General features: G+C 66.6%; 11 protein-coding genes. 3 read left to right on the top strand and 8 right to left on the bottom strand.

The window, feature by feature from the left end; all coding sequences use genetic code 11:
• Positions 1–212 precede the first annotated feature (212 nt).
• Positions 213–911 carry a Crp/Fnr family transcriptional regulator gene (locus tag Q7J58_RS02330; protein WP_304822847.1) on the bottom strand — a complete coding sequence of 233 codons (699 nt, stop codon included), beginning with the start codon at positions 909–911 and terminating at the stop codon, positions 213–215.
• Positions 912–1,214: 303 nt separating this feature from the next.
• Between Q7J58_RS02330 and Q7J58_RS02325 the strand changes: the two genes are divergently transcribed.
• The gene (locus Q7J58_RS02325) at positions 1,215–1,922 is read left to right on the top strand and encodes a helix-turn-helix domain-containing protein (protein WP_304822844.1); all 708 of its coding nucleotides are present in this window, start codon (positions 1,215–1,217) and stop codon (positions 1,920–1,922) included.
• 22 nt (positions 1,923–1,944) lie between these two features.
• On the opposite strand, the gene Q7J58_RS02320 is transcribed toward Q7J58_RS02325, so the two are convergent.
• The 7 genes from Q7J58_RS02320 to Q7J58_RS02290 form a co-directional block, all read right to left on the bottom strand.
• On the bottom strand, positions 1,945–3,645 hold the full coding sequence (locus Q7J58_RS02320; RefSeq protein WP_304822841.1) for an MBL fold metallo-hydrolase: 1,701 nt from the start codon (positions 3,643–3,645) through the stop codon (positions 1,945–1,947).
• Between the two features lie 69 nt (positions 3,646–3,714).
• Positions 3,715–4,467, bottom strand: coding sequence for an aspartate/glutamate racemase family protein (locus Q7J58_RS02315; protein ID WP_304822838.1), 753 nt, complete (start codon positions 4,465–4,467; stop codon positions 3,715–3,717).
• Positions 4,468–4,493: 26 nt separating this feature from the next.
• Positions 4,494–5,234, bottom strand: coding sequence for a GntR family transcriptional regulator (locus Q7J58_RS02310; RefSeq protein ID WP_304822835.1), 741 nt, complete (start codon positions 5,232–5,234; stop codon positions 4,494–4,496).
• Entirely contained in the window at positions 5,231–6,124 is an 894-nt protein-coding gene (locus tag Q7J58_RS02305) for an ABC transporter permease (protein WP_304822833.1), read from the bottom strand. Before Q7J58_RS02305 ends, Q7J58_RS02310 begins: the two co-directional genes overlap by 4 nt.
• A gap of 2 nt (positions 6,125–6,126) precedes the next feature.
• Positions 6,127–7,050, bottom strand: coding sequence for an ABC transporter permease (locus tag Q7J58_RS02300; RefSeq protein ID WP_304822831.1), 924 nt, complete (start codon positions 7,048–7,050; stop codon positions 6,127–6,129).
• A gap of 158 nt (positions 7,051–7,208) precedes the next feature.
• Positions 7,209–8,495: an extracellular solute-binding protein gene (locus Q7J58_RS02295; RefSeq protein ID WP_304822829.1), complete on the bottom strand. Its 1,287-nt coding sequence runs from the start codon at positions 8,493–8,495 to the stop codon at positions 7,209–7,211.
• A gap of 44 nt (positions 8,496–8,539) precedes the next feature.
• Entirely contained in the window at positions 8,540–9,544 is a 1,005-nt protein-coding gene (locus Q7J58_RS02290) for an ABC transporter ATP-binding protein (protein WP_304822827.1), read from the bottom strand.
• Between the two features lie 193 nt (positions 9,545–9,737).
• Here Q7J58_RS02290 and dapF point away from each other — a divergent pair, with 193 nt between their 5' ends.
• On the top strand, positions 9,738–10,613 hold the full coding sequence (dapF, locus tag Q7J58_RS02285) for a diaminopimelate epimerase (RefSeq protein WP_304822824.1): 876 nt from the start codon (positions 9,738–9,740) through the stop codon (positions 10,611–10,613).
• A 30-nt stretch (positions 10,614–10,643) separates the two neighbouring features.
• Entirely contained in the window at positions 10,644–11,309 is a 666-nt protein-coding gene (locus Q7J58_RS02280) for a DUF484 family protein (protein WP_304822821.1), read from the top strand.
• The last annotated feature ends 12 nt before the right edge of the window (positions 11,310–11,321 follow it).

The raw sequence follows: 11,321 nt of genomic DNA, 5'->3' as shown, positions 1-11,321 counted from the left end.
AGAGACGAGCCGATTCAGTTCGGGTGAAACGGGCAATCTCTACGCGCAGCAATACCAAATAGGCCAACGTTGACGTGGTTCCGCGGAGTTGGCGGGTAGGTAGCACCGAGCCGCTTGGGTGACCAGCGGCCCAGAGGAATGGCGGTCACGCCCGGGGTTTTCGCAAGAAGGCCACGGGTGCACAGAATCCGGCGTAACGGCGCGCTTCACACTTATTCATCACCATCCGCTTCGGGCAGGGCGCCTGGGGCGCTCTGCCGGGCTTGTGCCGCCGTGGCCAGGCCCGCGAGGTTCAGAATCTGGATGCACCCACGGCGGTAGTCCACCAAGCCCATGCCTTTCAGGTTGTTGGCCGCCAGCGTGACGCCCGCCCGGCGCACACCCAGCATGTCGGCCAGGTGGGCGTGTGTGAGGTGCAGTTCGGTCTGTTGTGTTCGCGCTTGGCTGAGCACGATCCAGCGGGCCAGCCGGGCCTGGATATCCTGCGCTTGGGCCGCAGCCGCCAGCTCGGCCACTTCTTGTGAAAACACCCAGAGGTAAGCCGCGAACACCCGCACCATGCCCAGGCGCCGGTCGGACAGGCGCTGCAGCACCGCACCGTCGGCGCGGAAGGCCTTGCCGCTGCTTTGCACCAGCAGCGTGAAATGGCCTGCGCCCAGCCCCAGCGCAAATTGCAGACCCACCGCGCCTTCCTGGCCCGCGAGTCCGACCGCCAGCCCGCTGCCGCTGCCGTTGCGCACCACCAGTGCCACGCTGGCGCCGCCCAGAAGGAAGTAGACGTGGCCGCTGGCAGCCCCAGGCGCCGAAAGGATGTCGCCTGCCCTGAGTTCCACGGGCGCACATTGGCGCAGGAGCAGGACCTGATCGGCGGGCGGCAGTTGTGCCACCAGACCGTTGTGCAACAAATTCAAACCAGCGCCCGTTCATGGTTGAGAGACCGCACGTCGACGACAGCCGCCGTGCCCTGTCTTCGTAGCGGACAGGCGCCCGCAGCGCTGCAGTGTACGTGTCTTGCGCCTGCTGGTTGCGTTGTTTGCCTGCGTGTTTGGCCGCCGGGGATTCGCCTCAATACGGGCATGTTCCCGGCGGACGGCTTGCGTGTGTACGGTATCGAACAGTGTCTGGGCGCTTTGCGCCTACACTGGCCTGCCGCCGACGCCGCTGCCTCGGCATCCCCGAATCCTTTTGATCGCCCCCGGGCGGGAGCAACGAACGTGCCTGTCGAACATCCGACCAACCGGGTTCTTGCTGCGCTGGCCCATATGGATCAACGGGGTTGGGCGTCGCGGCTGGAGCGGGTTGCGCTGCGGCCGGGGCATACGCTGTTGGCGCCCAACACCCCGATCGAATTCGTGTACTTTCCCGAAGATGCCCTGGTGGGTCTGATGCACGCGAACGGGTTGGGTGCACCGGTGCCGTCGGCGCTGGTGGGCCACGATGGTGTGGTGGGCGTGTCGATGTTGCTGGGTGCACCCGCCGAACACCTTTGCGCTGAAGTGTTGCATCCCGGCAACGCATGGCGCGTGGCCACCGAGGCGCTGAACCCCGGCCACGCGCTGGACGCGGGGCAGCTGCGGGTGGTGCTGCGCTATTTGCAGGCCTTGAATGCACAGATAGCCCAGACCGCGCTGTGCCAACTTCAGCATCCGCTGCACCAGCGTTTGGGCCGGTGGTTGCAAGACGCTTTCGACCGCGTGCCGGGCGGCGAGTTGCGCATGGAGCCCGCCAGACTGGCCACCTGGTTGGGTGCCGAGCCAGAGGCGGTGACCCGGGCCACTGCGCAGTGGGTGGCCGAAGGTGCGTTGGCGCAGCACGGTGGCGGCATCACCCTGCTCGATCGGCGGTTGCTGGATCGGCGTTCGTGCGGTTGCCACCAACGGGTGAAGCAACAGACCGATCTGTTGTTTCCAGCCCCGGGCTGATCCGTTCGCCGCACGGCCCCGTTCAGAGGTTGAAGCCGCCCAGGCTTTGCAGCCGCTCCACATGCGCCAGCAGCGAGCGCTTGGCCACCGGCCACAGCCGCTCGGGCACATCGTCGTAGGCCAGTTTCACCCAGTCGTCGTGCGTGCCGTGGGGCAGGGCGGTCATGGCGCGGCCCACTTTGGCTTCGCGCACCAGGCGGTGTGCCTTCAGGTGGGCGATGGCGGCTTGCGCTCCACCTTCGGCTGGGGCGGAGGGGTTGTCCGGGCTGCGGCACAGGTCGCCCAGCACATAGCCGTGCGCGGGCAAGATGAATTGGATGCCGTGCTCCTCGCACAAGTCCGCCAGCCGGTCCAGCGAGTCGAGGTAGGCGCCCATGTTGCCATCGGGTGGGTCGATCACGGTGGTGCTGCCGTTCAGGATGTGGTCGCCGCTGAACAGCAGACCGTCTTCTTCCAGCACCAGACACAGGTGGTTGGCCGCGTGGCCGGGGGTGTGCACGACCAGCAGGGTGTGGGTGGTGCCGTCCGGGTTTTGCAGCACCAGGCGCTCGCCATCGGCCAGCGCGCGGTCGGGCGTGAAGCGGCTGTTTTCGCGTGCCGTGGTGGCGCTGGGCAGGCCCAGAATGGGCGGTTTTTCGCGGCCGGCGGTGGTGCACAGCGCTTGCAGGCGCGCGGCACCGGGCGAGTGGTCGGGGTGCGAATGGGTGCAGACGATGGCGTGAATGTGGCCACCCGCCGCGCGCCACAGGCGCTCCAGGTGCTCGGGCTCGTCTGGGCCGGGGTCGATGGCGACGTGGCCGGTGGCTGGGTCGCCCACCAGGTAGCTGTTGGTGCCGGGGCCGGTCATGAAGCCAGGGTTGGGCGCGGTCAGGCGCTGCACGTTTTTCAACAGCGCCACCGGGCGCTCGGTCTGCCAGTCCAGCGGGTGCACGATCTGGCCGTCGGGGCTGACCAGGGCCAGTTCGCCAAACGGCGCTTCGTGTTCCATGTGGCGCGACTCGCTGCCGCCGAGCAGCCCGGCGCGTGGGCAGCTGGTGAACAGGGGTTCGTCGTTCACAGCGCAGGCGTCGAGCAGGGCTTGCACCGTCGGGTAGGTCTGCAACCGCTCCAGCGTGCGGATGGTGGGGAAGATGATGAAAAAACCGCCCGCTGCGTGGCGCGCCAGCGCGTCGGCCGGGCGCACCCACACGGGTTCGAACTGTTCGGATTCGTCGGCCACGGGCTCTTGCCCTTCGGGCATGCGCGCCACCAGAAACGGCACGTCGAAACGGCGCGGCAGGTCGCGGTCGGTGATCCAGTGGGCCAGCACAAACACCTCGGCACCGTCCAGCACCAGGCCGTGTTCGGCGCATTGGGCGGCGAACGGTGCCTGGCGGTCGAGCGCGGCGATGTCGGCCGTGCCCAGGTGCGAACCGTCGGCGCGGCGGGCCAGCAGAATGCCCAGCTCTTCAAAGCTTTCGCGGATGGCGGCGATGGCTTGCGTCAGGTGCACATCGCTTTGCGTGGCGCGCCGGGTGGACTGGCTGTGGGCCTGCGCGTCGGCGGCATCAATGCCGCCGCCGGGGAACACGTAGGCACCGGGTGCAAAACTCGCTGCCATGGAGCGGCGTGTCATGAGCACTTCAATGCCTTGGGGGCTGTCGCGCAGCAACAGCACGGTGGCGGCGGGCCGCAGCGCAGCGGGCGAGCGGGGGGTGTGAAGGAGTTGGGTGGGTCTGACCATGCACCGATTTTGCGACAAGCGGCGCCCGGTGGCTTGTCCTCACCGGTGCGGCTGGCTGTGCGCTGTGGTTTACGGTGCTGGGCTTGCCGCCAGGCCCAGCGCGTGCATCTCGGGGGAAAGGCCTTGCCAGGCCACATCAAACCCGGGTTGAGCGCGTTGCGGTGGCAGCGGTGCGGTGCGCAGGGCCCAGTGGGCGCCAGCGATCACGCTGTCGATGACGGGAATGGGCACGTCGGCCTGCACGCCAGCGGCCATGCCGGCCAGGCCGGCACCACCCAGAATCACGGCTTGCACACCGAGCTGGCGCGAGGCATCGCGGCAGGCTTGGGCCAGCAGCTGCCGGGCGGCGGCGGGGTTGGCCGCCAGCTGGGCGCCGGTGGGCACCACGGTGTGGATACCCGCGAGCTGTTGGGCCTGGCCCAGTGCCTGCGCCAGGCGTTGCAGCATGGGGCCCCAGCGCACGCCACCGGTGACGATGGCGTAGCGGCCGTGGCGCGCGGCTTCAATGAAGGCGGCTTCGGCCAGACCGGTGACCGGCACCGGGCTGCTTTCGCGCAGCGCCAGCAGACCGGGGTCGCCAAAGCAGCCGATCAGCACCGCATCGGGTGGTCTGGCCGTGCTGGCCAGCGTGGCGGCCCAGGCGTCGAGCGTGGCGTGGGCGGCCACCGCGTAGCTGGCTTCGTCGGCGATGTAGGGTGAGCCGAAGCGCGCTGTGACGGTGCGCACCTGCACATGCGTGCCCGCTGCCTGTTGCACATGCTGTTGCAGCAGGTCGGACACGTGCCCGGAGGTGTTGGGGTTGATGACGAGCAGCTGGCGCATGGGGTGTGGCGGCGGTGGACCGGCGTTCAGAAGGCCCCGACAGGCGCAAACAGGCTTTCCAGGTCGGGGGTCTGGTCGTTGGATGGCGTGAAGTCGAGTTGGGCTTCGAGCCGGTCGAGGTGCTCGCGCATCAGGCGCGCGGCCTCGGTGGCGTCGCGCAGACGAATGGCTGCCAGCAGGGCGCGGTGTTCCTGGCAGCCGCAGGCGGTGGCGTCGCGCCGTGTTTGGCTGTGGCTGGTGCTGTAGGTCATGAGGATGAGCGAGGTGCGCGACACCAACTCGCGCAGGATGCGCCCCATGGTCTGGTGCCCGGAGCGGTCGGCGATGTGCAGATGAAAGTCGCCCGAGAGCCGAATGGCGCGGCGCATTTCGCCGGCGCTGCGTGCGGCTTCCTCGTCCTGGATGCATTGCGTCAGCAGCGCGATGTCGCTGGCGACTGCGCAGGCCACAAAACGCTCCACCAGCCGCGACTCGATCATGCGGCGCACCTCGAACACCTCGCGGGCCTCCTGCTCGGTCGGTTGGGCAATGGCCGCGCCGCGGTTGGGGGTGAGGGTGACCACCTGTTCGTTGGCCAGGCGCACCAGCACCGGGCGGATGCGGGTGCGCGAGACGCCAAACGCGCTGGCCAGCCGGTCTTCGACGAGCTTGGTGCCGGGGGGCAGTTGGTGGTCGAGGATGGCCGAGACCATGCGGTCGTAGATGGCGTTTTCAGAGGCGGGGCCCGTGTCTTCGATGGCGGCGCTGGCGCGTGTGCGGGGGCTCATGCGGACGCCCCCGGTGTGTGCCGTCGACCCAGCCACAGGGCCAGACCCACGGCCGCGCCCATCACCAGCAGCGAGACCACGGTGGTGACGGTGCCCAGCGCATAAATGGCCGGTGTGGTGACGGTGGAGGTGAGGCCTTGCAGTTCCAGCGGCAGGGTGTTCACATCGCCAATGGCCTGCGAGGTGCGGGCGATCTCGTCCCAGCTGAGCGTGAAGCCGAACATGCCCACACCCACCACCGACGGGCCAATCAGCGGCAGCACCACGTGGCGGAAGGTTTGCCAAGGCGTGGCCCCGAGGTCGCGCGCGGCTTCTTCATAGGCCGGGTTGAAGCGGTTGAACACGGCAAACATGATGAGCAGACCAAACGGCAGCGTCCAGGTGAGGTGCGCACCCAGGGCCGAGGTGAACAGGCCCAGCGACGTGCCGTAGCCCTCCAGCGTGCTGGTGGCGCCCACGGTTTCGAGCAGCCATTTGAGCCCGCCATCGAGCAGGCGAAACTGCAAGCCAATGCCCAGCGACACGATGATGGACGGCATGATCAGGCTCGCCACCGTCACGTAAAACAAGGCGTTGCCGCCGCTGAGCTTTTTGCGGAACGCCAGCCCGGCCAGCACCGAGAGCAGCACGGTCAACAACATCACCACGCCGCCCAGCATGAGCGAGCGCAGAAAGGCCGAACCGATGTCCACCGTGCCCAGGCCCTCGGCGAGCTGGCGGAACCAGTGCAGCGACACCCCCCGCAGCGGGAAGGTGAGACCGCCTTCCGGCCCCTGGAACGAGAGCACGAAGATGACGAACATCGGGCCGTACATGAACAGCACGAAGAGCGCGAAGACGGCCGCCAGCGGCCAGAAGCCGGGAGCGCGCGATTCGGTGGTGTGGGCCATGGTCAGAGTTCCTTTCGGATGTCCACGAGGCGTGTGAGGCCCCAGATGATCATCAGCACCACCGCAAGCAGGATCACCGCGTTGGCCGCTGCCAGCGGAAATTGCAGGTAATTGGTCTGCACCTGGATGATCTTGCCGACCGAGGCGATCTGCTGGCCGCCCATGACGCCGATGGTCACGAAGTCGCCCATGACGATGGTGATGACGAAGATGGAGCCGATGATGATGCCGGTCTTGCACAGCGGCACGACCACGTTCCACAGCGTCTGCCAGCCGCTGGCGCCGGCATCGCTGGCGGCTTCCAGCAGGCTGCGGTCGATGCGCATCATGCTGTTGAAGATCGGCACGATCATGAACATGGTGTAGAGGTGCACGAAGGCCAGCACCACGGAAAAGTCGGAAAACAGCAGCCATTCGATGGGCTGGTCGATCAGACCGACGCCTTGCAGCGACTGGTTGACCAGGCCGTTGCGTCCGAGCAGCGGCACCCAGGAAATCATGCGGATGACGTTCGAGGTCCAGAACGGCACGGTGCACAGCACGAACAGCAGCGTCTGCATGCCCGGCGAGCGCACGTGAAACGCCAGAAAGTAGGCCACGGCAAAGCCCAGCACCAGTGTGATCAGCCACACCAGCACGCTGAATTTGAGCGTGGACAGATAGGTGGAGAGCGAGACGCACAGGTCACCGTGTTCGGTCAGGCTGGAGCAGCCCTCAAAAATGGCGGCGTAATTGCGCAGTGTGAACGCGGGCAGCAGCTCGTATTCGTTGAAGTCCCAGAAACTGACCATCAGCACCAGGCCCAGCGGGATGAGGAAGAACAGCACGAACACCAGTGTGTACGGCGCGGCCTGCCACCAGGCGTGCAGCGTGCGGTTGGGGCTGTCGGTGACCGGTGCCGCGGTGGAGGTGGATGGACTGCTCATGGGTTCACGCAATCAAACAAAGATGTAGGGGGAGGGGTGTTTGCGCGGCGAGCGCAGCGAAGCCCCCTCCAGGCCACCGCGGAACCGGCATTGCCGGGCCGCCAGTGGCGCCCCCCTCCGGGGGGTGACGCCGCAGGCGGCGCGGGGGGCAGAGTTCGTCACGCAGCGACGAACTCGTTCCATTTCCTGACCATGTACTCGTTCTCGTCCATCACCGCGTTCCAGCAGGCGATGCCGCCCATGCGCGCTTCGTAGCTGCCGCCGTCGCGCACCGCGCCGGCCTTGGCCAGCACATCGCCGTTCGGGCTCTTGATGTCCTGCGCGGCGGGCTTGCCTTCCATCCAGTAGGCCCACTCGTAGGCTTCCATCTGGGACTTGGCGGTGTCGAGCACGGCGCTGTAGTAGCCCTGGCGGTTGAGGTAGGCGCCGGCCCAGCCGTCGAGGAACCAGTTGATGAACTCGTAAGCGCCATCGAGTTTGCGGCCCGACAGCGTGGCCGGCAGACCGAAGCCGGCGGCCCAGGCGCGGTAGCCCTCTTTCAGCGGCTGGAAGTTGCAGGCGATGCCTTTGGTGCGCACGGCGGTCACGGCCGGGCTCCACATGGACTGGATCACCACTTCGCCCGAGGCCATCAGGTTCACCGACTCGTTGAAGTCCTTCCACAGCGCGCGGAACTGGCCGGCCTTCTTGGCTTCGATCAGGGTCTTGATCGTCAGGTCAATTTCCTTCTTCGTCATGTTGCCCTTGTCGGGGTACTTGTAGAGGCCCATGGCTTCCACCACCATGGCCGCGTCCATGATGCCGATGCTGGGGATGTTCAGGATCGCGGCCTTGCCCTTGAATTCGGGGTTCAGCAGCTCGGCCCAGGAGTTGATGGGGCGCTTGATCAGGTCGGGGCGGATGCCCAGCGTGTCGGCGTTGTACACGGTGGGGATCAGGCTCATGAACTGGGTCGGGCTCTTGGCGAAGACCTTGCTCTTTTCGCCTTCCAGGAAGATCACCTTCTTGGGCGCGGTGCCCTGGTCACCCACGGCCTTGCCGGCCACGCTGCCGGTGGTGAACAGCGGGGTGATCTTGTCGGCGTTCTTGATCTTCTTGACGTCGATGCCCTTGAGGTTGCCGGTGGGCACGATCTTCTTGAGCGAGAAGTACTCGGTGTCGATCAGGTCGAAGCTGTTGGGCGCGGTGACGGCGCGCTTGGTCACGTCGTCGGTGGTCACGGCCACGTACTGGATCTTGATGCCGGTGTCTTTTTCGAACTTGTCGCCGATGGCCTTGTCCTGGTTCACTGCGGTGCCCAGGTAGCGCAGGGTGATCTTTTCCTGGCCGATGGCCGGTGCGATGCCGCTGGCCAGGATACCGGCCATGCCAGCGGTGCCCTGCAACAGACTGCGGCGCGAAATGCCGGTGGTGTCGGCGGGCTTGGAATCAAACGTGTCGGACATGGAACAACTCCTGGGTGGGTGGAAAAGAAACAGCGGGATGGGGTTCAGGCGGTGAGCGTGTGGGCCAGGGCGGGGTCCCAGCTCAGGTCCACCCGCTCGCCAGGGGCGTAGGGGCGCTGCACAAAAGTGGCCTCGGGCAGCATCACCGAGACCGGGCCGGTGGCCTCGCCGTCGAGCTGCAGACCCAGCAGCACGTAGGTGCCCTGGTACTCGACATCGCTCACGGTGGCGGGCCAGCCGGTGCTGCTGGTGGGGGCGAGTTGGATGTGGTCGTTGCGCACGGCGACCTTGCCTTGGGTGGTGGCGAATACGTTGTGGCCACCCATGAAGCGCGCCACGAACTCGCTGGCGGGCCGGTTGTAGATCTCGCGCGGGGCGCCCACCTGCTCGATACGGCCGTGGTCCATCACCACCATGGTGTCGGCCAGCGCCATCGCTTCTTCCTGCGAGTGGGTGACGTGGATGAAGGTGAGGCCGAGTTCGCGTTGCCAGTGGCGCAGTTCGGCCCGCATCTGGGTGCGCAGAAATGGGTCCAGCGCCGAGAGCGGTTCGTCCAGCAGCAGCACGCGGGGCTGCGTGATCAGCGCCCGCGCCAGCGCCACACGCTGTTGTTGTCCACCCGAGAGCTCGCCCGGTTTGCGGGTGCTGAGGTGTCCCATGGCCACCCGTTCCAGCAAGGCTTGCGCTTGCTGCTGGCGCGTGGCTTTGTCCACGCCTTTCATCTTCAGGCTGAAGGCCACGTTGTCCCGTGCCGAGAGGTGCGGGAACAGCGCAAAGCTCTGAAACATCATGGCTGTGCCACGGTTGGCCGCGGGCAGCGCGGTGATGTTGCGGTTCTCCAGCAGGATGTCGCCGCTGGTGGTGCTTTCGTGGCCTGCAATCATGCGCAGCGTGGTGCTTTTTCCGCAGCCCGATGGGCCCAGCAGGCAGCAATAGCTGCCGCTGGCGATACGCAGGTTGATGCCGTCCACCGCCACACTGCCTTGGGCGTAGCGTTTGGTCAGTGCAATCAGTTCGATGCCGGCGGGGGAGGGCTGTGGGGCGTTCATGCCAATCTGTCTTGCACAAGCCGTGCCAGGCTTTTTGTACGCAATCTGGTCAAAATTGCATACAAAAATGCACGCGAATTGTGCGCACTGTGGGTGTGTCCGTGCGAGCCAGCCCTTGGTGGTGCGCGGTGCCGTGGTTCGGTGCACCGCGGCGGCGCCCAGCGGGCCGGCGCTGTGGACGGATAATCCGCCCATGCACATCCGATTCACCAAAATGCAGGGCGCGGGCAACGACTTTGTGGTGCTCGACGAAACCCGTGGCCGTCTGGGCCTGAGCACAGCCCAATACCGGTGGATGGCCGACCGGCACTTTGGCGTGGGTGCCGACCAGATCCTGAGCGTGCGCCCGTCGCCCGCGCCGGGGCTCGACTTCGAATATGTGATTCACAACGCCGATGGCGGCGAGGTGGAGCACTGTGGCAACGGCGCGCGCTGCTTTGTGCGCTACGTGCATGAAAAAGCCTTGAGCGCGCGCAACCCGCTGCGGGTGAAGGTGCAGCAGGGCGAGATTGAACTGCGCATGGACCCCGACGGCCGCGTCACGGTGGACATGGGCGCACCGGTGTTTGACCTGGCGCGCGTGCCCTTCGATGGCCTCGGTCTGAGCCCACAGCCCCTGTCTGGCTTTGAACGCTGGCCGCTGGCGCAGCCCGACGGCAGCGAGGCGTGGGTGTCGGTCTTGTCCATGGGCAATCCGCACGCCGTGCTGCTGGTGGACGACGTGGACACCGCACCGGTGCAGGCGCTGGGCCCGTTGATCGAGCGGCACGCGCGTTTCCCGCGCCGTGTCAACGTGGGCTTTTTGCAGGCGGTGACCCGCAGCCAGGTGCGCTTGCGCGTGTACGAGCGCGGCGCGGGCGAAACGCTGGCCTGCGGCACCGGCGCTTGCGCGGCCGTGGTGGCGGGTATTCGCCTGGGCCTGCTCGACGCCCGGGTGGACGTGCACACCCACGGTGGCGTGCTCACCATTGAATGGCACGACAGCCCCTTACACGATGGCGCGGTGCGGATGACCGGCCCGGCCACCACCGTTTTTGAGGGCGAGATCGATGTGCCGGACCTGCCCTGACCCGTTTAACCCTCTATGAAGCAAGAACCGATGGCCCCGATCACCGAAGAAGAAATAGCGAATTACCTGGCCAATACGCCCGATTTCTTCGAGCGCCACGCCAACCTGCTGGCTGCGGTGCAGCTCAGCAGCCCGCATGGTCATCGGGCGGTGAGTCTGCAGGAGCGTCAGGCCGTTCTGCTGCGCGAAAAAATCCGGGCACTGGAACTCAAGGCGGCCGACATGATCCGCCATGGAACTGAAAACAGCGCCATCGCCGACAAGCTGCAGCGTTGGACGCGCGAGCTGCTGCGCACCCGCGAAGCGCGCGACTTGCCTGCGGTGGCCACGCGGGCCATTGCCACCCAGTTTCTGGTGCCGCAGGTGGCCATCAAGGTCTGGGGCGTGTCGCCCGAGCACGCACACGAACCGTTTGCCCAGGGTGCCAGCGACGACGTGGTGGCGTTGGTCTCATCGCTTACCCGGCCTTATTGCGGTGCCAACCCGGGCCTGGAAGCCGTGCAGTGGTTGGACGATCCCGCTGCCGCTGCCTCGATTGCGCTGATTCCGCTGCGTGAGGGGGCGGGGCCGCAAGCGTTTGGCCTGCTGGTGCTGGCCTCGGGCGACGCCCAGCGCTTTGTGTCCGACATGGGCACCGATTTCCTGGAGCGCATCGGTGAATTCGCCAGCGCGGCGCTGTCGCGCCTGAGGCCTTGATGATTTTGCGCA

Source organism: Hydrogenophaga sp., assembly GCF_030656115.1.
Lineage (GTDB): Bacteria > Pseudomonadota > Gammaproteobacteria > Burkholderiales > Burkholderiaceae_C > Hydrogenophaga.
The sequence above is the reverse complement of the archived record's forward strand: the minus strand, read 5'-3'. Positions and strand labels throughout refer to the sequence as shown.